The organism is Dryocola clanedunensis (assembly GCF_038405435.1).
GTDB classification, from domain to species: domain Bacteria; phylum Pseudomonadota; class Gammaproteobacteria; order Enterobacterales; family Enterobacteriaceae; genus Dryocola; species Dryocola clanedunensis_A.
On sequence record NZ_JBBYHZ010000011.1, the window covers coordinates 61,699 to 84,131 of the forward strand.

General features: G+C 55.0%; 29 protein-coding genes. 11 read left to right on the forward strand and 18 right to left on the reverse strand.

Annotation, left to right across the window (positions count from 1 at the left end):
* Positions 1–32 precede the first annotated feature (32 nt).
* From hpf to AAE045_RS19190, 8 genes are read right to left on the reverse strand one after another with little or no spacing between them, the layout of a single operon-like run.
* Positions 33–320 (reverse strand): ribosome hibernation promoting factor, encoded by a 288-nt coding sequence (gene hpf, locus AAE045_RS19155; protein ID WP_121266403.1) that lies wholly within the window; start codon positions 318–320, stop codon positions 33–35.
* 22 nt (positions 321–342) lie between these two features.
* Positions 343–1,776, reverse strand: coding sequence for an RNA polymerase factor sigma-54 (gene rpoN, locus AAE045_RS19160; protein ID WP_455549068.1), 1,434 nt, complete (start codon positions 1,774–1,776; stop codon positions 343–345).
* 48 nt (positions 1,777–1,824) lie between these two features.
* Positions 1,825–2,550, reverse strand: coding sequence for an LPS export ABC transporter ATP-binding protein (gene lptB, locus AAE045_RS19165; RefSeq protein ID WP_455426703.1), 726 nt, complete (start codon positions 2,548–2,550; stop codon positions 1,825–1,827).
* A gap of 6 nt (positions 2,551–2,556) precedes the next feature.
* Positions 2,557–3,123: a lipopolysaccharide ABC transporter substrate-binding protein LptA gene (lptA, locus tag AAE045_RS19170; RefSeq protein ID WP_455549069.1), complete on the reverse strand. Its 567-nt coding sequence runs from the start codon at positions 3,121–3,123 to the stop codon at positions 2,557–2,559.
* Complete coding sequence (gene lptC / locus AAE045_RS19175) at positions 3,092–3,667, reverse strand: LPS export ABC transporter periplasmic protein LptC (protein WP_455549070.1); 576 nt, start codon at positions 3,665–3,667, stop codon at positions 3,092–3,094. The genes lptA and lptC overlap by 32 nt, the downstream gene beginning before the upstream one ends.
* The gene (gene kdsC, locus AAE045_RS19180) at positions 3,664–4,230 is read right to left on the reverse strand and encodes a 3-deoxy-manno-octulosonate-8-phosphatase KdsC (protein WP_455549071.1); all 567 of its coding nucleotides are present in this window, start codon (positions 4,228–4,230) and stop codon (positions 3,664–3,666) included. Before kdsC ends, lptC begins: the two co-directional genes overlap by 4 nt.
* A gap of 16 nt (positions 4,231–4,246) precedes the next feature.
* A complete protein-coding gene (gene kdsD, locus AAE045_RS19185) occupies positions 4,247–5,233 on the reverse strand; it encodes an arabinose-5-phosphate isomerase KdsD (protein ID WP_455549072.1) in 987 nt (328 codons plus the stop codon).
* A 16-nt stretch (positions 5,234–5,249) separates the two neighbouring features.
* Positions 5,250–6,227 carry a calcium/sodium antiporter gene (locus AAE045_RS19190; RefSeq protein WP_455549073.1) on the reverse strand — a complete coding sequence of 326 codons (978 nt, stop codon included), beginning with the start codon at positions 6,225–6,227 and terminating at the stop codon, positions 5,250–5,252.
* A gap of 229 nt (positions 6,228–6,456) precedes the next feature.
* On the opposite strand from AAE045_RS19190, the gene mlaF reads away from it, so the two are divergent.
* The 10 genes from mlaF to AAE045_RS19240 all read left to right on the forward strand — a co-directional run bounded on the left by mlaF (position 6,457) and on the right by AAE045_RS19240 (position 15,632).
* The gene (gene mlaF / locus AAE045_RS19195) at positions 6,457–7,272 is read left to right on the forward strand and encodes a phospholipid ABC transporter ATP-binding protein MlaF (protein WP_455549074.1); all 816 of its coding nucleotides are present in this window, start codon (positions 6,457–6,459) and stop codon (positions 7,270–7,272) included.
* 6 nt (positions 7,273–7,278) lie between these two features.
* Positions 7,279–8,061 carry a lipid asymmetry maintenance ABC transporter permease subunit MlaE gene (gene mlaE, locus AAE045_RS19200; protein ID WP_455549075.1) on the forward strand — a complete coding sequence of 261 codons (783 nt, stop codon included), beginning with the start codon at positions 7,279–7,281 and terminating at the stop codon, positions 8,059–8,061.
* Positions 8,062–8,065: 4 nt separating this feature from the next.
* Positions 8,066–8,617, forward strand: a complete 552-nt coding sequence (gene mlaD / locus AAE045_RS19205; RefSeq protein WP_455549076.1) for an outer membrane lipid asymmetry maintenance protein MlaD — start codon at positions 8,066–8,068, stop codon at positions 8,615–8,617.
* 18 nt (positions 8,618–8,635) lie between these two features.
* Positions 8,636–9,268, forward strand: coding sequence for a phospholipid-binding protein MlaC (gene mlaC / locus AAE045_RS19210; RefSeq protein ID WP_455549077.1), 633 nt, complete (start codon positions 8,636–8,638; stop codon positions 9,266–9,268).
* Complete coding sequence (gene mlaB / locus AAE045_RS19215) at positions 9,268–9,573, forward strand: lipid asymmetry maintenance protein MlaB (RefSeq protein WP_455549078.1); 306 nt, start codon at positions 9,268–9,270, stop codon at positions 9,571–9,573. Before mlaC ends, mlaB begins: the two co-directional genes overlap by 1 nt.
* A 123-nt stretch (positions 9,574–9,696) precedes the next feature.
* The gene (gene ibaG / locus AAE045_RS19220) at positions 9,697–9,951 is read left to right on the forward strand and encodes a BolA family iron metabolism protein IbaG (protein WP_455549079.1); all 255 of its coding nucleotides are present in this window, start codon (positions 9,697–9,699) and stop codon (positions 9,949–9,951) included.
* Positions 9,952–10,003: 52 nt separating this feature from the next.
* On the forward strand, positions 10,004–11,272 hold the full coding sequence (murA, locus tag AAE045_RS19225) for a UDP-N-acetylglucosamine 1-carboxyvinyltransferase (protein WP_455549080.1): 1,269 nt from the start codon (positions 10,004–10,006) through the stop codon (positions 11,270–11,272).
* Between the two features lie 85 nt (positions 11,273–11,357).
* Complete coding sequence (locus tag AAE045_RS19230; RefSeq protein ID WP_455549081.1) at positions 11,358–12,455, forward strand: AAA family ATPase; 1,098 nt, start codon at positions 11,358–11,360, stop codon at positions 12,453–12,455.
* Between the two features lie 502 nt (positions 12,456–12,957).
* Positions 12,958–14,280: a hypothetical protein gene (locus tag AAE045_RS19235; protein ID WP_455549082.1), complete on the forward strand. Its 1,323-nt coding sequence runs from the start codon at positions 12,958–12,960 to the stop codon at positions 14,278–14,280.
* Between the two features lie 44 nt (positions 14,281–14,324).
* A complete protein-coding gene (locus tag AAE045_RS19240) occupies positions 14,325–15,632 on the forward strand; it encodes an L-cysteine desulfidase family protein (RefSeq protein ID WP_455549083.1) in 1,308 nt (435 codons plus the stop codon).
* 54 nt (positions 15,633–15,686) lie between these two features.
* Here the strand turns inward: AAE045_RS19240 and AAE045_RS19245 are convergent, their stop codons facing one another.
* Positions 15,687–16,388, reverse strand: a complete 702-nt coding sequence (locus tag AAE045_RS19245; protein ID WP_455549084.1) for a pirin family protein — start codon at positions 16,386–16,388, stop codon at positions 15,687–15,689.
* Positions 16,389–16,494: 106 nt separating this feature from the next.
* On the opposite strand from AAE045_RS19245, the gene AAE045_RS19250 reads away from it, so the two are divergent.
* Positions 16,495–17,385, forward strand: a complete 891-nt coding sequence (locus AAE045_RS19250; RefSeq protein ID WP_455549085.1) for a LysR family transcriptional regulator — start codon at positions 16,495–16,497, stop codon at positions 17,383–17,385.
* Between the two features lie 82 nt (positions 17,386–17,467).
* On the opposite strand, the gene AAE045_RS19255 is transcribed toward AAE045_RS19250, so the two are convergent.
* The 9 genes from AAE045_RS19255 to yqjA all read right to left on the reverse strand — a co-directional run bounded on the left by AAE045_RS19255 (position 17,468) and on the right by yqjA (position 22,247).
* Positions 17,468–17,851: a DUF805 domain-containing protein gene (locus AAE045_RS19255; protein ID WP_455549086.1), complete on the reverse strand. Its 384-nt coding sequence runs from the start codon at positions 17,849–17,851 to the stop codon at positions 17,468–17,470.
* A 105-nt stretch (positions 17,852–17,956) separates the two neighbouring features.
* On the reverse strand, positions 17,957–18,949 hold the full coding sequence (locus tag AAE045_RS19260; RefSeq protein WP_455549087.1) for a glutathione S-transferase family protein: 993 nt from the start codon (positions 18,947–18,949) through the stop codon (positions 17,957–17,959).
* A gap of 76 nt (positions 18,950–19,025) precedes the next feature.
* Complete coding sequence (locus AAE045_RS19265; RefSeq protein WP_455549088.1) at positions 19,026–19,418, reverse strand: DoxX family protein; 393 nt, start codon at positions 19,416–19,418, stop codon at positions 19,026–19,028.
* 207 nt (positions 19,419–19,625) lie between these two features.
* A complete protein-coding gene (locus AAE045_RS19270) occupies positions 19,626–19,919 on the reverse strand; it encodes a YqjK-like family protein (RefSeq protein WP_455549089.1) in 294 nt (97 codons plus the stop codon).
* Positions 19,916–20,314 carry a phage holin family protein gene (locus AAE045_RS19275; protein WP_455549090.1) on the reverse strand — a complete coding sequence of 133 codons (399 nt, stop codon included), beginning with the start codon at positions 20,312–20,314 and terminating at the stop codon, positions 19,916–19,918. The genes AAE045_RS19270 and AAE045_RS19275 overlap by 4 nt, the downstream gene beginning before the upstream one ends.
* Positions 20,315–20,316: 2 nt before the next feature.
* Positions 20,317–20,622 carry a DUF883 family protein gene (locus tag AAE045_RS19280; RefSeq protein ID WP_455426723.1) on the reverse strand — a complete coding sequence of 102 codons (306 nt, stop codon included), beginning with the start codon at positions 20,620–20,622 and terminating at the stop codon, positions 20,317–20,319.
* Positions 20,623–20,658: 36 nt separating this feature from the next.
* Positions 20,659–21,027, reverse strand: coding sequence for a DUF1090 domain-containing protein (locus AAE045_RS19285; RefSeq protein ID WP_455549091.1), 369 nt, complete (start codon positions 21,025–21,027; stop codon positions 20,659–20,661).
* A gap of 169 nt (positions 21,028–21,196) precedes the next feature.
* On the reverse strand, positions 21,197–21,574 hold the full coding sequence (mzrA, locus tag AAE045_RS19290; protein ID WP_455549092.1) for an EnvZ/OmpR regulon moderator MzrA: 378 nt from the start codon (positions 21,572–21,574) through the stop codon (positions 21,197–21,199).
* A gap of 10 nt (positions 21,575–21,584) precedes the next feature.
* Complete coding sequence (yqjA, locus tag AAE045_RS19295) at positions 21,585–22,247, reverse strand: DedA family general envelope maintenance protein YqjA (protein ID WP_202306077.1); 663 nt, start codon at positions 22,245–22,247, stop codon at positions 21,585–21,587.
* Between the last annotated feature and the right edge of the window lie 186 nt (positions 22,248–22,433).

Genomic DNA, 22,433 nt, shown 5'->3' on the forward strand with positions numbered 1-22,433 from the left:
AGCCGTCGAGGCGCAAACAGATACCCGGATTATCAGTGTTGTTTTAGTTTATCTTTATGTTTAGTTAACTGGCGAGCCAGTTTATCGATCAGGCCATCAATGGCCGCATACATGTCCTGCCCTTCGGCGCTGGCATGTAATTCACCCCCGTTAACATGGAGCGTAGCATCCGCCAGATGGGTGACCTTTTCTACTTTTAAAACAATATAGACCTGATTGATGCGTTCGAAGTACTGCTCCAGTTTGGCAAACTTCGCATTCACAAAATCGCGCAGTGCGTCCGTGATCTCGACGTTTTGTCCGGTAATGTTGAGCTGCATAGTGTCTTCCTTATCAGTAGAGTCAAACGAGCTGCTTACGCTGGTTTGACGGTGGTATGGATAAAGACTCTCGGTACTTCGCAACGGTGCGGCGTGCAACCATAATGCCTTGATCTGAAAGCATAGTCGTTAACTTGCTGTCGCTCAGAGGTTTCGCAGGGTTTTCCGCCGCAATTAACTTCTTCACCAGCGCACGGATGGCCGTGGAGGAGGCTTCGCCGCCGCCCTCGGTGTTCACGTGGCTGGAGAAGAAATATTTCAGTTCAAAAATGCCACGCGGGCTGTGCAAATACTTCTGCGTGGTCACGCGTGAGATGGTGGATTCGTGCATTTCTACGGCCTGGGCGATATCCGCCAGCACCATCGGCCGCATGTGTTCTTCGCCATGCTCGAAAAAACCTTGCTGCTGCTCGACGATACAGCGGCTGACGCGCAGCAGGGTATCGTTGCGGCTCTCAAGGCTCTTAATCAGCCATTTCGCTTCCTGCAGATTACTGCGGATGTACTGCGAATCGCTGTCGTTACGGCCGCTGTTGCCCAGCGCTGCGTACTGCTGGTTTATTTTCAGGCGTGGAATGCTATCTGAATTGAGCTCGACGGTCCAATGCCCCTGGAGCTTACGCACCAGCACGTCGGGAATGACGTATTCCGGTTCGCCGGTCTGGATGGACTGGCCGGGGCGCGGGTCGAGGGACTGGATCAGGCACATAGCCTCTTTCAGCACGTCCTCTTTCAGACGAGTGACGCGCATCAGGCTGCGGAAATCGTGGTTCGCCAGCAGGTCGAGATGCTCGCTGACGATCAGGCGGGCTTCATTGAGCCAGGGTGTCTCTTTGGCGTACTGGGAAAGCTGCACCAGCAGACAGTCACGCAGATCGCGCGCCGCAACGCCGATAGGGTCAAAACGCTGAATGCGTTTAAGGACGGCTTCCACCTCATCAAGGGTGATTTCGTCGTCGCCCATGCTTTCCAGAATTTCTTCGAGGGAAACGGTGAGATACCCCGTTTCATCAACGGCGTCGACGATAGAGGTAGCAATAGCGGTGTCGGTGTCGGAGAACGGCGTCAGATCCACCTGCCACATCAGGTAATCCTGGAGGGACTGGGTAGTTTCGCCCTGGTAGACCGGGAGCTCATCGTCGCTGTAGTCAGACCCCGCGCCGGAAGGGGAGCCGGCCGTGTAGATTTCGTCCCAGCTGGTATCCAGCGGGAGCTCTTCGGGCATCTCTTTTTGTTCCAGCGCATCGCGAATATCCAGCGCTTCGTCTTCACGGGCTTCCTGCGCGTCGATTTCCTCATGCGGGTCGGTTTGCTCAAGCAGCGGATTATTCTCCAGCGCCTGTTGAAGTTCCTGCTGTAGCTCCAGCGTCGACAATTGCAGCAGACGAATAGCCTGCTGCAGCTGCGGAGTCATAGCAAGTTGTTGGCTGAGCCGTAACTGCAAACCTTGCTTCATATTCAGAGCGAACTTCCCCACATGTTTAGGTGTATGCGTCCTACCCTATCAGAGTCTGAACTCTTCGCCCAGATAGACGCGCTTAACATGCTCGTCCTCAAGGATTTCTCCCGGCGTGCCGTGGGCGATTAAATGGCCCTGGCTGACGATGTAAGCGCGTTCACAAACCGCTAGGGTTTCACGTACGTTGTGGTCAGTTATCAGCACACCGAGGCCGCTGTCGCGTAAATGCTCGATGATTCGCTTGATGTCGATAACGGAAATTGGGTCAACGCCGGCAAAAGGTTCATCCAGCAGAATAAATTTTGGATTAGCGGCCAGCGCGCGGGCGATTTCCACACGACGGCGCTCACCGCCGGACAGGGACTGGCCGAGGTTATTGCGCAGATGTTCAATGTGGAACTCTTCCATCAGCTCGTTCGCACGGTCATCGCGCTGTTCGCTGGTCAGATCGTCACGGATTTGCAGCACGGCCATCAGGTTATCAAACACGCTCAGGCGGCGGAAAATAGACGCTTCCTGCGGAAGATAGCCGATACCGCGGCGCGCGCGGGCGTGCAGCGGCAGCATACTGATATCTTCGTCATCAATGATGATGTTACCCGCGTCGCGCGGCACGATACCCACAACCATATAAAACGTCGTGGTTTTCCCCGCGCCGTTCGGGCCGAGCAGGCCGACAATTTCACCTGATTTTACGGTCAGGCTAACGTCTTCCACCACGCGGCGGCCTTTGTAGGCCTTGGCGAGGTTCTTCGCAATTAAAGTTGCCATAACGAATTAGTTACTCTTTTTAGGGGCCGGAGCGGGCGCCGGGGCCGCCTTGCCGTCTTTGTTCTGCAGCTGTGAAGGCACCAGAACGGTGGTCACGCGCTTGCCTTTCTCGCTGAAGGCCTGCATTTTTTGCTCTTTCACGAGATAGGTAATTTTGTCGCCTTTGATATTGCTGTCGAGCTGCTCAAGGAACGCATCGCCCGTCAGCACCACAAAGTCGTTTTGCAGTTCGTAATGCATGGTAGAGGCGTGGCCCTTAACCGGCTTGCCGCTGTCCTGCATCTGATAAAACGTGGCGGGCTTACCGAAGCCGTCAATCACCTCTTTGCCCTGCTCGCCGCCCGGACGGGTGACCACAACTTTGTCGGCGTTAATCTTGATGCTGCCCTGCGTGACGATGACGTTACCGGTGAAGGTGACGACGTTGCCCTGCATATCCAGAGACTGCTGGTCAGATTCAATGTGAATGGGCTGCTCGGTATCACCGGTCAGCGCAGAGGCCGAAAAGCTGGCGGCCAAAAGTGTACTGCTCAGGGCTAAACTAAGGCTTAGTTTGTTTATTCTGGATTTCATAGGATGTTCTAACCTTTTCAATCAGCTCGGCGTTTTTGCTGCGTAAGTTTCCGCGCATTTTCATGCCGCTGGAGTTAAAGCTCGTGCCATACAGCGTCACCAAATCATCAGAGGCGACATCCTGAGTGATTAAGTTAACCTGCGCATTGTCTGTGGTAATTTTGCGTAACTGGGAATCCGGCGTCAGGGCTGTCAGCACGACGTTCCCGTACAGATAAAGCATCCTGTCATTGGTTAGTTTGGCGCGATCTGCAGTTAATGACCAGGTTGCCACTTTATTTTCATCGTACTGCGTCATTACCGGCTTGGTGAACCACGAAATAGCCGTGTCGGAGAAGTACTCGACGTGCTCGGCAATCAGGCGATAATTCAGCGCCCCCTCAGGGTTGTAGACAACCGTAGAGGAGTGTTCGCTCTGGTAAGTCGGCTCGTTGGTGGCCACCGTTGGTGCAGTGACGTCGTCTTTGTCCACCAGGTTAATACCAATTAATACCAGCGCCACAAGCGACAGCAGGATAATAACCCAACGCCTGGTTTTACTCATATGGACAGCCCTTTGGCTTCATCAAGCTTTCCTTGTGCCAGTAACAGCAGGTCGCAGACTTCACGCACCGCGCCGCGTCCGCCCGGAATGCGGGTTACGTAATCCGCGCGGGGAATAAGCAGGGGATGGGCATCGGCAACCGCCACGCTCAGCCCCACTTCCGCCATCACCGGCCAGTCGATAAGGTCGTCACCGACGTAGGCCACCTGTTCAGGCGAGAGCGCGAGTTTATCCAACAGGTCACGAAAAGCCAGCAGCTTATCGGACTGTCCCTGATAAAGATGGGTGATGCCTAACGTCTCGCAGCGGTCTTCAAGCAGCTTCGCTTTACGACCGGTAATAATGGCGACTTCAATACCGGAGGTGAGGGCGCAGCGGATGCCGTAGCCATCCCGCACGTTAAAGGCCTTCAGCTCTTCGCCGCTGTTGCCCATGTAGATCAGGCCGTCGGACATGACGCCGTCCACATCCAGTATGAGCAAGCGCACGTTTGCTGCCCGCTCCATCACGCGCGCACTCACTGGCCCATAGCAGGTATCGAGTGACGCTTCAGGGTTACTCATTAATTCTAATCCTTTGTTAAACCACGCCTGCGCGCAGCATGTCATGCATATGTACCACACCAATCAGCTGGTCGCCATCGGCTACCAGAACAGAGGTGATATGGCGGGACTGCATCAGGTTCAGGGCATCGACGGCAAGCGTTCCCGGGCGCACCCGGATGCCGCCTGCGGTCATTACGTCGGCGATATTCAGGGTATGCAGGTCAACACCCATATCGAAGACGCGGCGCAGGTCACCATCGGTGAAAATCCCTTCGATCTTCATCAGGTCGTTGCAGATGACGGTCATGCCCATATTTTTACGGGTGATCTCCAGCAGCGCATCACGCAGGGTTGCGTCTTTGCTGACGTGGGGAATTTCGTCGCCGGTGTGCATGATATCGTTGACGCGCAGTAACAGTTTACGCCCCAGCGCGCCGCCAGGGTGGGACAGGGCAAAATCTTCCTGCGTAAAGCCGCGAGCCTTCAGCAGCGCCACCGCGAGGGCATCGCCCATGACCAGCGTCGCCGTGGTGCTGGTGGTTGGCGCCAGGCCCAGCGGGCAGGCTTCCTGCGGCACTTTAATGCACAGATGAATATCCGCCGCGCGGCCCATGGCGCTCTCAGGGCGGCCAGTCATGCAAATTAGCGGCACCTGAAGACGTTTCAGCACGGGGATCAGCGCGAGGATTTCGTTAGATTCACCGGAGTTGGAGATGGCAATCACCACGTCCTGAGGGGAAACCATGCCCAGATCGCCGTGGCTCGCCTCACCTGGATGAACAAAGAACGCCGGTGTTCCGGTGCTGGCAAAGGTCGCCGCCATTTTCTTACCGATATGGCCGGATTTACCCATGCCCATCACGACGACTTTGCCCGGGCAGTAGAAAATCTTCTCGCAGGCGGCGGAGAAATCAGCGTTGATGTACTGATCGAGCTGCGCCAGGCCTTCACGTTCAATGTTAAGGACGTCTTTTCCCGCCTGTTGAAAGTCAAAGCCCGGCTGTAGTTCTATGTGTGACATATTTTCCGTTTCCGATTTATCCAACGACTGGTGACGCCATAAACCACAGCATCACGATCCATACGATAAAGGCGCATGTTAACAGAGCGCCGGTCGCCTTGCCGATAGAGCGTGGCTTACGCCAGCAAAACAGGGCGAAAATGGCACTAACCGCTAACATCACCCAGTAGTCACGGGCAAAGGCCAGCGGGTCAATATCGCCCGGGGCAATGAGCGCCGGGATGCCCAGCACGAACACAATATTAAATATATTCGATCCGATGATATTACCGATAGCAATGTCATCTTCGCCTTTCCGCGCCCCGGCGATGGTGGTGGCCAGCTCCGGCAGGCTGGTACCGATGGCAATCACCGTCAGGCCGATGACCAGCTCGCTAACGCCAAAGAAATTGGCCAGCACGGTGGCGTTGTCGATAACCATGCGCGTTGCCATTGGCAAAATAATCAGCGCTACCGCGAGCCACAAAAACGCTACGGACAGGCTACCCTCCCTGGGGAGCTCGGCAATTTGCTCTCTGGTCAGGCTGTCGTGCCCCTGCTTTTCAGCCAGGCGCGCCAGTTTAACGATAAACAGCAGATAGAGCACCGCCGCCGCGATAAGCAGCGCGCCGTTTAGCCGGCTCAGATGATTATCGTAAAGAAGAAAGCCCGCGATGTCGCTGAAGACTAACATTAGGGGCAATTCGCGGCGCAGGATATCGGAATTGACGGTAAAAGGGTGCAGCAGCGCCGCCAGCCCCAGAATCAGCATAATGTTAGTGATATTCGACCCTATCGCCGTGCCAACTGCCAGATCCAGCTGGCCGTGCAGGGCCGCCGAGCCTGCGACAATCATCTCCGGGAGGGACGTCCCGATGCTGACGACGGTCATACCAATAATCAGGGGCGGAATTCCGACATTGCGGCACAGTATAGAAGCGGCAAACACCAGACGGTCGGCACCATAGACCACCAGAAGTAAACCGATAATTAACAGAGCCGTAGCTAACAGCATGCAAAATCCTTTATTCAGGTATAATCGCCGGTCCTGGGCCTGAAAATATCCGACGGGCGTGCAGATCTGAAGGGTATCCAGTAATCCTTAATTCTGACTTTAAGCGCCCTAAAAGTAAAACAAATGCCAGCTTTCGCTAATCGCAGCAGGTAATATTCTGTAAAAATGATCGGTTTCCACTGCGTTTTGGCATCAGGCTTTACCCATACACTCTTTAAAAGGAAGGATGATGAGCCAGACAGAGGCGAATCTGGTCGACATTCGCGGAGTGAGTTTCTCTCGGGGGAGTCGGCAGATCTTCGACAACATCTCGCTGACCGTGCCGCGAGGCAAGATCACGGCCATTATGGGCCCGTCCGGCATAGGGAAGACGACGCTGCTGCGCCTGATTGGCGGGCAAATCGCCCCTGAACGCGGCGAGATCCTTTTCGACGGTGAAAACGTCCCGGAGATGTCGCGTTCGCGCCTGTTCACCGTGCGTAAACGCATGAGCATGCTGTTCCAGTCCGGGGCGCTGTTTACCGATCTCAACGTCTTTGAAAATGTCGCTTACCCGCTGCGCGAACACCGTCGTCTGCCGGAGCCGCTGCTGCGCAGTACGGTCATGATGAAGCTTGAGGCCGTTGGCCTGCGGGGCGCGGCGAATTTAATGCCGTCTGAACTGTCCGGCGGTATGGCCCGCCGCGCCGCGCTTGCCCGTGCGATTGCGCTTGAGCCAGACCTGATCATGTTTGACGAGCCTTTCGTCGGCCAGGATCCCATTACCATGGGCGTGCTGGTAAAACTCATCTCTGAACTAAACAGCGCCTTAGGCGTAACCTGCATCGTGGTCTCCCACGACGTGCCGGAGGTGCTGAGCATTGCCGACTACGCCTATATCGTCGCCGACCAGCACATCGTGGCCGAGGGCAGCCCGGAAACGCTTCGCGACAACCGGGAGCCTCGGGTGCGTCAGTTCCTCGACGGGATTGCGGACGGCCCGGTGCCATTCCGCTATCCAGCGGCGGATTACCAGGCCGATCTATTATCTGAAACAGGGAGTTAGCGGACTATGCTATTTAATGCACTGGCATCGTTCGGGCGGCGAGGCTTAAAAACCTGCGCGTCGTTCGGGCGAGCCGGGTTGATGCTCTTTAACGCCGTGGTCGGGAAACCGGAATTTCGTAAACACGCGCCGCTGCTGGTGCGCCAGCTCTATAACGTTGGCGTGCTCTCGCTGGTGATTATCGTCGTCTCCGGCCTGTTTATCGGCATGGTTCTGGGTTTACAGGGTTACCTGGTCCTCACCACCTACAGCGCGGAGTCAAGCCTCGGCATGCTGGTGGCGCTCTCGCTGCTTCGCGAGCTGGGGCCGGTGGTTGCCGCGCTGCTGTTTGCCGGACGGGCAGGATCGGCGCTGACCGCAGAAATCGGCCTGATGAAAGCCACCGAGCAGCTCTCCAGCATGGAGATGATGGCCGTTGACCCCCTCAGGCGCGTTGTCTCACCGCGCTTCTGGGCGGGCGTAATCTCTCTGCCGCTGCTGACGCTGATTTTTGTCGCGGTGGGCGTCTGGGGCGGCGCGCTGGTCGGGGTGAACTGGAAGGGCATTGATGCCGGTTTCTTCTGGTCCGCGATGCAGAACGCCGTTAACTGGCGTCTCGATTTAGTTAACTGTGTCATTAAAAGCGTGGTGTTTGCCATTACCGTAACGTGGATTGCGTTATTTAATGGTTACGATGCTATTCCGACGTCCGCAGGGATCAGCCGGGCAACGACACGTACCGTTGTGCACGCTTCACTGGCCGTTCTTGGCCTTGATTTTGTGCTCACAGCACTGATGTTTGGGAATTGAGTTCATGCAAACAAAGAAATTTGAAACTGGAGTGGGTGCGTTTCTGATTGTGGCGCTGCTGGCCATTATCTTCCTGTGTCTGAAAGTGGCGAACGTCACCTCGTTACGCAGCGAGCCGACCTATCGCGTCTATGCGACCTTCGACAATATTGGCGGCCTGAATACCGGTTCTCCGGTTCGTCTGGGCGGCGTGGTTATCGGCCGTGTTGAAAGCATCGCGCTTGATGAGAAGACCTATCTTCCCCGCGTCACCATGGAAATCGAACAGCGCTACAACCACATTCCCGACACCAGCTCGCTGGCGATCAGGACCTCCGGCCTGCTGGGGGAGCAGTTCCTGGCGCTGAACCTGGGTTTTGACGACCCGGAGCTCGGCTCGTCTATCCTTAAAGACGGGGGCACCATCCAGGACACCAAATCAGCCTTAGTTCTCGAAGATCTGATCGGTCAGTTCCTGTATAAGAGCGGGAACGGTGACGAACAGAAATCCGGGGATAACCAGCCGGCGGCCGTGCAGCCTGATGCAGCTTCGCCGCAGCCAGGCACGACGAACTAATCAACGAGGAAAGTTATTATGTTTAAACGTTTTGTGATGATCGCCATGCTGGTGATTGCACCCTTCGCTATGGCGTCGGCAGACCAGACTAATCCTTATAAACTGATGAACGAAGCGGCGCAGAAAACCTTCGACCGTCTGAAAACCGAGCAGCCAAAAATCCGTCAGAATCCGAACTATCTGCGCGATATCGTCGGCCAGGAGCTGCTGCCATACGTGCAAATCAAATACGCTGGTGCGCTGGTGTTAGGCCGCTACTACAAAGATGCGACCCCGGCACAGCGTGACGCCTATTTCAAAGCGTTCGAAGAGTACCTGAAGCAGGCCTACGGCCAGGCGCTGGCAATGTATAACGGCCAGTCCTATCAGATTGCCCCGGAACAGCCGCTGGGCGATGCGACCATCATCCCAATCCGCGTCACCATCATCGATCCAAACGGCCGCCCGCCGGTGCGTCTGGACTTCCAGTGGCGTAAGAACAGCCAGACCGGTAACTGGCAGGCGTTCGACATGATTGCCGAAGGCGTCAGCATGATCACCACCAAGCAAAATGAGTGGAGCGATATTCTGCGCACCAAGGGTATCGACGGCCTGACCGCGCAGCTGAAATCTATTTCACAGCAGCCGATCACCCTGGAAAACAAAAAGTAATGAGCGAACAGCTGAGCTGGACCCGTGAGGGCAGCACGCTGAGGCTTGCCGGTGAGCTGGACAGCGAAACGGTCCAGACGCTGTGGGCAGATCGTCACAAAGTGATGGGCGGCGTGCAGTCGCTCGATCTTTCAGATTTATCTCGGGTGGATACCGCAGGGGTTGCCCTGCTCATCCATCTGATTGCCCAGGCCCGCAGGCAGGGTAATGAGGTCACGCTGCACGGCGCCAGCGACAAGCTGCAAACGCTGGTGCAACTTTATAACCTGCCGCAAGGCCTGCTCCCCGCCTTTGCAAACCAATAATTTCATAGCGTTACTCTCCGCGCCCTCAGGTCTGCCCGACCCGGGGGCTTTTTGCTTATTTAAGCTGACGCCACTTTCCTCTAAGATGTGTGGCTAATTCACTAACCGACGAATATATATCCCATGGAAAATCATGAAATTCAGACAGTGCTGATGAACGCGCTGCCCCTCCAGGAAGTTCACGTCTCCGGCGACGGTAGCCACTTTCAGGTGATTGCGGTGGGAGAGCTGTTCGGCGAGTTAAGTCGCGTGAAAAAACAGCAAACGGTCTATGCGCCGCTGATGGAACTCATCGCCGATAACCGGATTCACGCCGTGTCGATCAAAACCTTTACTCCCCAGGAGTGGGCCCGCGATCGCAAGCTAAATGGTCTTTGAGCAATTCGCCACGGCGGGTTGTAATACTTGAATTCAATAGAGAATTTTTGCAATGGATAAATTTCGTGTACAAGGTCCCACTCAGCTAAGCGGTGAAGTCACCATCGGCGGGGCGAAGAACGCCGCGCTGCCGATCCTGTTCGCCGCCCTGCTGGCGGAAGAGCCGGTTGAGATCCAGAACGTCCCTAAGCTGAAAGACATCGACACCACCATGAAGCTGCTCAGCCAGCTGGGCACCAAAGTTGAGCGCAACGGCTCCGTCTACATCGACGCAAGCCAGGTGAACATCTTCTGTGCGCCGTACGATCTGGTGAAAACCATGCGCGCTTCTATCTGGGCTTTGGGACCGTTGGTCGCACGTTTCGGCCAGGGCCAGGTTTCTCTGCCGGGCGGCTGCGCTATCGGCGCTCGTCCGGTTGATTTACACATTTCCGGCCTGGAACAGCTGGGCGCAGAGATCAAACTGGAAGAAGGGTACGTTAAAGCTTCCGTAAACGGCCGCCTGAAGGGCGCGCACATCGTGATGGATAAAGTGAGCGTTGGCGCCACCGTGACCATCATGAGCGCAGCAACGCTTGCGGAAGGCACCACCATCATCGAAAACGCCGCGCGCGAGCCGGAAATCGTTGATACCGCAAACTTCCTGAACACGCTGGGTGCGAAAATCACCGGCGCAGGCAGCGACCGCATTACCATCGAAGGCGTTAAGCGCCTGGGCGGCGGCGTCTACCGTGTGCTGCCAGACCGTATCGAAACCGGGACTTTCCTGATCGCGGCCGCTATCTCCCGCGGCAAAATCGTCTGCCATAAAGCACAGCCGGACACGCTTGATGCGGTGCTGGCCAAGCTGCGTGAAGCAGGTGCCGACATCGAAGTGGGCGACGACTGGATCAGCCTTGATATGCACGGCAAGCGCCCGAAAGCTGTCAATTTCCGTACTGCGCCGCACCCTGGCTTCCCGACCGATATGCAGGCCCAGTTCACATTGCTGAACCTGGTTGCGGAAGGGACCGGTGTGATCACCGAAACCATCTTCGAAAACCGCTTCATGCACGTGCCTGAACTGATTCGTATGGGCGCGCACGCTGAAATCGAAAGCAACACCGTTATCTGCCACGGCACCGAGAAGCTGTCAGGCGCGCAGGTCATGGCGACGGATTTACGCGCTTCCGCAAGCCTGGTGCTGGCGGGCTGTATCGCTGAAGGGACAACCATCGTTGACCGTATCTACCACATCGATCGCGGCTATGAGTGCATTGAAGCCAAGCTTCAGGCGCTGGGTGCGAACATCGAACGTGTGAAAGGCAGCGGCGGCGAATAATTTCGCAGTCTCAGAGACCGGGGGTTTAGCCATCCCCGGTTTTTTTTTGCCATAATCAAAGCCGAACCTCAGAACAGCTATCGCGATGATTAAATCCCTCTATATCGATAACTACCGCTCCGTCAGAAAATTATCCATCGATCTGGAACGTCTTAACGTCGTCTTCGGGCCAAACGGCTGCGGCAAATCCAATATCTACAAGGCGATTCACCTGATCCACGGGGCGGCCACCGGGCAGCTGTCGCACTGGCTTTCTGACGAGGGCGGCATCCATAAGGCGATGTGGGCGGGGGATCGTGCAAAGGGCTACGCCAGCGCGCCCCGGCGCATAACGCTTGGCGTAGAGACGGACAGTTTCGAATATGAACTGCAGGTCGGCTTTCCGGAGAAGCTGCCTTATCCGACCATGTTCGGCCTCGATCCCATCGTTAAAGAAGAGCAGATCTGGCTAAGTGGTTTTCGCCGCCGCCCTTCGTCCAGCATCATGCAGCGGCGCAACCAGACCGTTTTCCTGAACAATGTAAATGGCGAAAAGGTCACCCACGCCGCCACGCTCTACGAAAACGAATCGCTGTTCGGCCAGCTCGGTGAGCCGCATCTCTACCCGGAAGTCTCCAGCGCGCGGGAAACGCTTCGCAACTGGCGCTTTTACCATGAGTTTGATATCTCGAAGGGGGCCGGGCTGCGATTGCCGCAGGTTGGCTATCGCTCACCGATACTCAGCGGCGACGGATTAAACCTGGCGGCGGCGTTTCAGACGATTGTGGAAATAGGGGACAGCGAACTGCTGTTTACCGTGCTGGAAGAAGCTTTCCCGGAGTGCGCTTTCTTCTGCGATAACGGCAGCGGCCGCTTCCAGATGATGATGAACCGCCGGGGAATCAACCGTCCGCTTGAGTCGGCCGAGTTTTCCGACGGGACGCTGCGCTTCCTGTGCCTGGCCGTGGCGTTGCTAAGCCCGCGCCCGCCGGGTTTCATCGCCCTCAACGAGCCGGAAAACAGCCTTCACCCGCTGATGCTCCCGGCCCTGGCGCGTCTGATCGCCGAAGCCAGCCGCTATACGCAAATCTGGCTGACCAGCCACTCCCGCGAGCTGGCGCAGCTTATCGAAAAGCACACGGCGTTTACGCTATACGAACTGGGCATCGAAAACGGAGAAACGCAGGTAAACCGGCTGACGTAATGCCTGAAGTCATCATCAGGCCGGGCGGTAGAGGAAAATGCTGAGCGGTTACTTTATTGCAACAATAAAAAGAGGTTGATGCTAAACAGATGCCGGAGTGTGAGGTCGCGCAAAGGGTTGAGCTTGAGGCGTCACACTCTTTTAACGGAGGTTGTTGAGCTTGCTCACAGTCCGCTGGCCAGCATGAATGAAACGTTCAGAAACAAGAAGTTATAAACCATTAAATATCAGTTGGTTACAACTTTACCCCGGCGGGTGAAAAATACAATTCTCCCCATTTAGCTATCTCAATATTAAAAAGTAACGATTATTCACTATATGGAGAATTATTTTCTCTTTCACTGCGCTTGCCCGTCAGTAGTAGTAAATTTTTTCTCTCAATACAGCGCTATTCTTAGCAAGCTTTATCTATTCCAAAAATAATAATTCCGGCTTAAATTTGCACGGAAAAAACTCTGTATTAATAACAACTTTAAACCTACACATATAAGTGAGCATTGTTATGGAAACAGGAAGCATTGCAATTATAAACAAACCGGCGGCGGCACGAGCCGGAATGACGGAAAGTGAATGGCAGGCAGCCACGAAATTCGACAGCACGGATGTTGGCTGGGTTATTATGAGCATCGGTATGGCAATTGGTGCCGGGATTGTTTTTTTACCCGTGCAGGTCGGCCTGATGGGGTTATGGGTATTTTTACTTTCGTCAATTGTTGGCTATCCGGCGATGTATCTCTTCCAGCGTCTCTTTATTAATACTCTGGCGGAGTCACCGGAGTGTAAAGATTATCCCAGCGTCATTAGCGGATATTTAGGTAAAAACTGGGGGGTGCTGCTGGGTGCGCTCTATTTTATTATGCTCGTCATCTGGATGTTCGTTTACTCCACGGCCATCACTAACGACAGCGCTTCCTATTTACATACCTTCGGTGTAACCAAAGGGCTGCTCTCAGATAATCCCTTCTACGGATTAGTATTAATCTGCATACTTGTCGCCATATCATCACGCGGGGAAAAGCTGCTTTTTAAAGTCTCCAGCTTCATGGTGCTCACCAAGCTGCTTGTCGTTGCCGCGCTGGGCGTCTCAATGATTGGCCTGTGGCATTTATATAATGCAGGCACGCTGCCACCTGCGGGGTTGCTTATCAAGAATGCAATCATCACGCTGCCGTTTACGCTGACCTCTATTCTGTTTATTCAGACTCTCAGCCCGATGGTGATATCGTACCGCTCGAAAGAAAAATCACGTGAAGTCGCCCGCTTTAAAGCGCTGCGCGCGATGAATATTGCCTTTGGCGTTCTCTTTGTTACCGTCTTTTTCTACGCCGTCTCCTTCACGCTTGCCATGGGGCATGACGAAGCAGTTAAGGCCTATCAACAGAACATTTCAGCCCTCGCCATTGCCGCGCAGTTTATTAACGGCAGCAGCGGTGCGTGGGTCACCGTCGTTAGCGTTGTACTGAATATTTTTGCCGTAATGACCGCATTCTTTGGAGTCTACCTCGGCTTTCGTGAAGCTACCCAGGGCATTGTGATAAATATTTTACGCCGCAGAATGCCGCAGGAAAAAATAAACGAGAAGTTAGTGCAGCGCGGGATCATGGTGTTTGCCATTCTGCTGGCATGGAGTGCCATTGTACTTAATGCACCTGTATTAAGCTTCACTTCAATCTGTAGCCCTATATTCGGCATGGTTGGCTGTCTTATTCCGGCATGGCTGGTCTATAAAGTGCCCGCATTACATAAATATAAAGGTGTATCACTGGTGATAATTATTATTACCGGGATCCTGCTATGTGTTTCTCCGTTCCTTGCATTCTCCTGATAGCCGGACGGCTATCGTAAAGTGCTAAGCGTTAAGGCTAAAAAATGGTAAATCCAGAAGTGAACCCGCAGTGGGCTGAATTAATTCGTGCTGTCAAACTAAACGTCAGGCCAGCCGTAGGCTGTACTGAACCTGTATCACTGGCGTTAGCAAGTGCAATTGCGGCCTCTCATCTGGCTGGCACTCCTGTGAGAATAGAAGCCAGAGTTTCTCCCAACCTGATGAAAAATGGTATGGGCGTCACCGTACCTGGAACTGGGATGGTGGGCCTGCCCATTGCAGCAGCGGTGGGTGCGCTGGGCGGCGATCCCGAAACGGGGCTGGAGGTGCTGAAAAGCGCGTCGGTTAAAGCAATTGCAGCGGCTAAACTCATGCTTGCCAGCGGCCGGGTGCAGGTCACCATTCAGGAACCCTGTGAAGAGGTTTTATATAGCTGCGTTGAGATTTTTACCGCAGATGAGTCGGCCACCGTCACCATTGCGGGTGGACATACAAACGTCACCAGAATAGAAAAAAATGGTGCGGTGCTCTATGAAAACAAAGCGGGACTTCAGCACGAGGAAGAGGTTCAGGTTTATCACCTCGAGCGTTTTACGCTTAGGGATATAGTTGAGTTTGCTGAAGGTGTGCCGCTGGAGGAGATCGGTTTTATTCTGGATGCCGCTTTGCTGAACGGCGAGCTGTCCCGCGAAGGGCTTCGCGCTCAGTATGGCTTGCATATAGGCTCGACGTTACAACGGCAGCGCGAAAGAGGTCTGCTGGCGAAGGATCTGTTGAGCGACATTCTGATCCGCACTACCGCGGCATCTGATGCGCGAATGGGAGGGGCTTGTCTTCCCGCTATGAGCAACTCCGGCTCGGGCAATCAGGGCATTACCGCAACCATGCCGGTGGTCGTGGTCGCAGAACATCTTGGATGCGATCGTGAACAGCTGACGCGTGCGCTGATTCTGTCGCATCTGACGGCAATCTATATCCACTATCAGCTGCCTTCGCTGTCTGCTCTGTGTGCTGCGACAACGGCGGCAATGGGGTCGGCGGCGGGCATCGCCTGGATGATCAACGGCAGCTATCGGACTATCGCCATGGCCATCAGCAGTATGATTGGCGACGTAAGCGGCATGATATGTGATGGTGCTTCCAATAGCTGTGCGATGAAAGTCTCCACCAGCGCGGCTTCGGCATGGAAATCAGTTTTGATGGCCCTGGATAATACGGCGGTTACCGGCAACGAGGGGATTGTAGCCGACGATGTGGAACAGTCTATCCGCAACCTTTGCGCGCTGGCCTGCCAGTCGATGCAGTACACTGATCGGCAGATCATAAAAATAATGGCGAACAAGGTTGCGTGACGAGACTTGTGGACAGGCTGGGTTCATCAACCAGCCTGGTTTTCTTCGTGCAGTTTAAACCGGCAGGTCGATGAGCAGCGCGCGCAGCGGGGAATCGGCAACCAGCGTGATGTTGGCCTCGTCGCGGATAAACGCGCCGTCGCCGCAGGTCAGTCCTTCCTGCTCCTTCGTATGCGTCACGGCGTGAACGGTACCGTGAATGGATTGCAGATAGGCCCTTGGGCCGTGCAGCTGGAAGCTCAGCTGCTCCCCTTTCTGCAGCTCAATATGGTGCAGCCAGACCTGCTGGCGAAGCTGAAGGCTCCCCTGGCTGCCGTCCGGCGAGGCAAGCAGCTGCTGGGCCTGGTCAGCAACGGTCAGCTTCTGCACCTGCGGATTCTCCCTTTCAGGGCAGGCGTCCAGCCAGATTTGCAGGCGCGTCAGCGAACGCTCCTTGCTGAGGTTATGCTCGCTGTAGCTGACGTCCGGCTGGGTGGAAAGCAGCAGGGCTTCCCCCGCTTTAGCCTGCACGTGGTTACCTTCGCTGTCGCGGTACTCGGCTTCACCTTCCAGAATCAGGTTTAAAATATCCACCTTCGGATAGGTGCGCGGCTGGAAAGAGGCGCCCGGAGCCAGCACTTCCTGGTTGAGAACGCGCAAGGAGGCATAGCCCAGCAATTTGGGGTCGAAATAGTGACCGAAGGAGAACGTATAGCGCGCCTGCAGCCATCCGTAGTCCGCATTCCCGCATTGTTTGGCAGTTCTTGGCGTAATCATAATATTTTGACCTCTTTTTACACTCAACCCATGGTAAAGGTCTGGACGGTGCATTGTTAGCCAGTTAATCTGCTCGCCATGTTCAAATTTCCTGAATGAGAACGAGATGGCTAAAGAGAGAGCATTGACGCTTGAGGCACTGAGGGTGATGGACGCGATCGACCGCCGTGGCAGCTTTGCCGCCGCTGCGGACGAGCTGGGACGCGTGCCGTCAGCCCTTAGCTACACCATGCAAAAATTAGAAGAAGAACTGGATGTTGTGCTGTTTGACCGCTCTGGCCATCGCACCAAATTCACCAACGTCGGGCGAATGCTGCTGGAGCGCGGGCGCGTCCTGCTGGAGGCGGCGGACAAACTCACGACTGACGCAGAGGCGCTGGCGCGCGGCTGGGAAACCCATCTGACGATTGTCACCGAAGCCCTGATCCCCTCCGTTAAACTGTTCCCGCTGGTCGATAAGCTCGCGGAGAAGGCGGATACCCAGCTTTCCGTGATCACGGAAGTGCTGGCAGGGGCATGGGAGCGGCTGGAGCAGGGCAGGGCCGATATCGTCATTGCCCCAGACATGCACTTCCGCTCATCCTCAGAGATCAACTCGCGCAAGCTCTATTCGGTGATGAGCGTGTATGTCGCCGCACCGGATCACCCTATCCACAGCGAGCCAGAACCGCTGTCGGAAGTCACCCGCGTGAAGTATCGCGGCATTGCGGTGGCGGATACGGCCCGCGAACGCCCGGTGTTGACCGTTCAGCTTCTGGATAAGCAGCCGCGTTTAACCGTCAGCTCAATGGCAGATAAACGTCTGGCGCTGCTGGCGGGCCTGGGCGTGGCGACCATGCCGTACCCGCTGGTGGAGCAGGACATTGCCGAAGGGCGCTTACGCGTAGTCAGCCCGGAGTACATCAGGGAAATTGATATTATTATGGCGTGGCGACGTGACAGCATGGGCGAAGCGAAGGCGTGGTGCCTGCGCGAGATACCCAAGCTTCTGAAATAAAAGCTTGGTGCGCTTTCGTTTATCCACCCTGCGTAGCGTGAACCCTGAGGGCGGATGACAAAGCGTCATCCGCCAGCAATATTCAGTCGCTCACCAGTCTCGCATCCATCAGCTTAGGGTCGCTGCCAAAGCGGTTCTCGCCCGGCGTGCCGTTCTGACAGTTGAAAATCAGGATCACGATCCAGCCGATAATTGGGATCAGCACCAGCAGCAGCCACCACGCTGAACGATCGGTATCGTGCAGGCGGCGGAACTGAACGGCCCACGACGGTAACATGATCAGCAAACCGTAAATCGTGGTGAGCATCCCTTCATCGGCGGCGATTTTCAGCCCCAGCATTTTATCCAGAATGCTCAGAACCCCGGTCAACACCAGGTTGACGAGAATAAACATCCAGTATTCTTTGCGGCGCGCACGTCCGCGAAAGCCAACATAGTTTCTTAATACTTTGAAATACCAATCCATTTGCGGCCTGCCTTGAGTAGTCGGTCAATCACTTGATCTGTAAGCGATCTCTTCAAGAATAGCCGTGAATGGATTATGCGTAAATCATATGAATGATGAATGTTTTCAACCTTTGCTAAACCGGACGTCGCGACCGTGCGGCTCATTCAGATCCTGCGCGGGGCCGATGGAGATAATCCCTGTCGGGTTGATGGTCTTGTGGCTGCGGTAATAGTGGCTGCGGATGTGCGGGAAGTTCACGGTTTCCGCCACGCCCGGCATCTGATAAATATCGCGCAGGAAGCCATAAAGATTTGGATAGTCGCTGATACGGTGCTTATCGCACTTGAAGTGGGTGGCATACACCGGATCGAAGCGCACCAGCGTAGTCCACAGGCGGATATCCGCTTCGGTTAAGGTATTGCCCGTCAGATAGCGGTGCTTATCAAGGATCTGCTCCAGGCGCGCCAGCGACTCAAACACTTTAACGACCGCTTCGTCATAGGCCTGCTGGGAGGTGGCGAAACCGGCTTTATATACCCCGTTGTTAACCGTGTCGTAAATCCAGCCGTTCAGTTCGTCAATCTGGCCGCGCAGCTCCGGCGGATAGTAATCCCCGGCCCGCGCGCCCTGGGCGTCAAAAGCGGAATTGAGCATGCGGATGATTTCAGCTGATTCATTGCTGACCACGGTCTGCGTTTTCTTATCCCACAGCACGGGAACGGTCACACGTCCGGAATAGTGCGGATCGGCCTGCAGGTAAAGCTGATAGAGATAGTCGTGCTGGTAAAGCCCGTCGCCGGTAGCGTCCGGGAAATCGTCGTCGAACGTCCAGCCGTTTTCAAACATCAGCGGGCTGACGACCGACACGGAAATAAACGACTCCAGCCCCTTCAGCGCGCGCACGATCAGGGTGCGGTGCGCCCACGGGCAGGCGAGAGAAACATAAAGATGATAGCGTCCTTTCTCTGCGGCAAACCCCTCTTTTCCGGAAGGGCCTGCTTCGCCGTTGGCGGTCAGCCAGTTACGGAAGGCTGACTCAGAGCGCTTAAAGCTGCCGCCGGTAGATTTGGTGTCGTACCACACGTCGTGCCAGACGCCGTCAATTAACTGTCCCATGCTTTTCTCCTCGTCATGCAGATATAAAAAAAGCGAAGGGATTAGCCTTCGCTTTCATCGATTCAGTATAGATCGCTTACCACTTTTTATTCAGCGCGCGGTCGATGCTGTACGCACCCGGGCCGAAGACCGCCAGCAGCAGGTAGCCGCCCGCAATGGTGAAGTTCTTCATAAACATAATGGAGTTCGGGCCCTGAGCGAAATCGCTGTGGAACAGGAACGCCGTCAGCAGGGTGAAGATCGCGGTGATCAGCGCCGTGGTGCGGGTCAGGAAACCGAACAGAATCGCCAGGCCGCCGCCGAATTCAAGCAAAATGGTCAGCGGCAGCAGGAAGCCCGGAACGCCCATGGATTCCATGTACTGCTGGGTGCCAGCGTAGCCCGTAATTTTTCCCCAGCCCGCCACGATGAACAGAACCGGCATCAGGATACGCGCTAACAGAACACCAGCTTCATCTAATTTTTTCATTTTACTCTCCAACGTTTTTTATTCGGGTGCTATCGGCCCGGTGATTTATGTCTTAGCTATTTCCGGGGGTTACCGGCGGTCGCTGTCGATGGAGAGGATAATAGACGGGGCGAAAAAAGATTGTTAGCAAGGAATACTGTCATTGTTCTTCAAATATATTGAGTAAGGATGACAGGTAAAAAAATACCGCTCCGAAGAGCGGTACGTTCAGTGATGGGTTTGCTGCTGAACCGTATTGCGGATCAGCCGCCAGGCGCTCCAGGCACCGAAGCCGCGTCTGCCCCAGCGCATCAGGAAGCTCGGGTGTCGAACGCTCCAGATGGCCATCACGCTGCTGGCGATGATGGCATAGCTGCGCAGGCTCATGATGGTCAGCCAGCCGCGATCGTAAGCGCCGGTCGCCTCCAGCCAGTCGCGTTTGCCCGCGCTCATATCCAGCCTCTGCTGCTGAATGCGGCTCAGCAGCAGCGCCTTACGCTTGTCACGTTCGCGATCGCTCATGACTTATCGTCCTCAAGCAGTTCACGGTCGTTCTCAAGCTCGCGGCGCGTATGGCGCAGCAGGGTTGACTGGCGGGACTTGTGCAACGTCCAGACGCCGCCTATCAGCGCCAGAGCCAGCAGCACAACGGTGGTCGCGATCATAGCGTTCAGACGATACTGCGGATCAACGGCCCAGATAACCAGCACCATCAGACTCATCAGCCCAAAGGCGGCAAACAGCATGGTTAAGCCAAGCATCAGCAGCAGCTGAACGAGATGGGCTTTCTCCTCTTCAAGTTCCACGACTGCCAGACGAACGCGTGTTTCCACCATCCCCACGAGGATGGTGACCAGACGCTGACCGATACCGAGGACGCCTTTACCCGGCCCTTGAGGTTGACGAGATTCAGCCATAATTAGCGTCGCGTCATCAGAACGCCCAGCACGACGCCAATCGCCGCACCAATACCTACGCCAGTCCATGGATTTTCACGCACGTAGTCGTCAGCTTTTGCCGCCGCTTCACGCGTTTGTTTTGCAATCACATCGCTGGTGTCGCCCAGGCGGGAACGGCTCTCTTTAAGCGCTTTCTCTGCCTTACCGCGAAGCTTTTCCAGTTCCGATTTGGATTTGTCCGACGATGCGCTAAGCACCTCTTCGAGCGTATCTGCCAGGGATTTCAACTCAGCGCGCAAATGTTCTGATGTAGTATCTTTTGACATGGTTCTCTCCAGGTGTTTGAGGTTGGTCCTTCGATGCTAGTAATCGCGAGCTTCGAGATCTTTTAGTTCATGTTCAGCTTCAGACAGTTTTTCTTCACGTTTGGTGATCTTGTCCGCGTCGCCTTTCTGGCGGGCTTCCTGAAGATCCGCTTTACGTTCAGCGATCTCTTCTTTCTGTTCGTCGATTTTCTTCTGGTGCTCGGCACGCAGGCTGCTGTCGGTACAGTTCGCGCGAACTTCTTTCAGCGCTTTATTTAGCCCGTCGATACGGTGCTGGTTCTGATGCTTTTCCGCATAGCCAATTTCACGCTGAATATCCGCCTCTTTTTCGCTGCATAAAGAAGCAGCATGAGTGGCGGACGTCAGGGATAACAGAGCAATAGCCAGTACGGTACGATAATTCATGGTTGTGACCTTCCATTGTGAAAGCGGGCATGTCCGCAAAGCAGCGGTTGCCAAGTCCAAAAATGCTGATTAAAGACGCTGATTTGGCGCGATTAAATCAAACTTAAGCATAGTCAAAAAGCGGATAAAAACCCAATTTTTGACTATGAATTAAGAATATTCAACCGCTTCAGCCGATGCGGTCGCCGTGATTGCGCAGGCGGGAGAGCCAGTTGCTGGCGCTGTCATTATCTTCCTGCTGGGCAATAACATAGCCATGGGGCAGCGTCTTATAGAGCACTGCTTTAGCGGCTTCGCTTTGCGCGCTGGAATCAAACTTAATCAGCAGCGAGTTGTTTTCCGGGGTGATGCTTTTAAAGCGGATGCCGTTAGCATCCAGGTGATGCCAGACAGAAAAACCGTCGGGCATGCTGATACCCTGCTGGTTCGTGCTGATTTGCAGGGTGGATTCCGTTCGCTGCATGCCGGACCACACGAGCAGCGCGCTCGCGAATAGCCCGGCGATCAGTAACGCCGCCCGCAGGCGACGCAGTAATTCTGGTTTCATCGTTATCCCTCTAACCGCGGTTACCGTATTTCTTACGCCAGAGCACAATTAACGAACCGATCAGGCCAAACACCAGCAGCACGACGGGCAGCAGCATCAGGCAGGACATCAATGCATCTTCATATTTCAGGAATACCGGCGTTTTACCCAGCAGGTAGCCCAGGGAGGTGAGAATTAACACCCACAGCAGTCCGCTCATCCAGTTAAAGAACTGGAAGCGGGCATTACTCAGACCCGAAATTCCGGCAATAGTTGGTAACAAAGTGCGAACGAACGCAATAAATCTGCCGATTAACAGGGCGGAGAGGCCGTGCTTATGGAAAAGGTTGTGCGCCCGCTGGTGATAGTGGGCGGGCAGATGCGAAAGCCAGTTCTGCACGATACGCGTATTACCCAGCCAGCGGCCCTGGATATAGCTCAGCCAGCAGCCGAGGCTGGCGGCGGTAGTCAGTAATAAAACGGTTTGCGGAAAGCCCATTGCCCCTTTGGCAATCAGGACGCCAACCAGCACCAGCAGGCTGTCGCCCGGCAGGAAAGCGGCGGGCAGTAAACCATTTTCAAGAAAGAGGATCATGAACAGGACAAAATAGAGCATGCCAATCATCCCGGGATTGGCGAGCGTTTCGAAATCCTGGCTCCACAGAGCGTTAAGCAGTTGGGTCAAAAGTTCCATTCAGTGTTCCTGGCACATCGATTAAGGTCGCCGGTATGAATCGGGTCGGATAATAAAGCGGCGCTGGAGTTGATTTTATTTAGCCGCTTGCAAAACAGCCCGCTCAGTTCACTCGCCACCCCTCCTTGTGTGATCGAATTAACCGCTGGAAGACAAAGCGCTTCAGGGACTGTGAAATTGCATCTA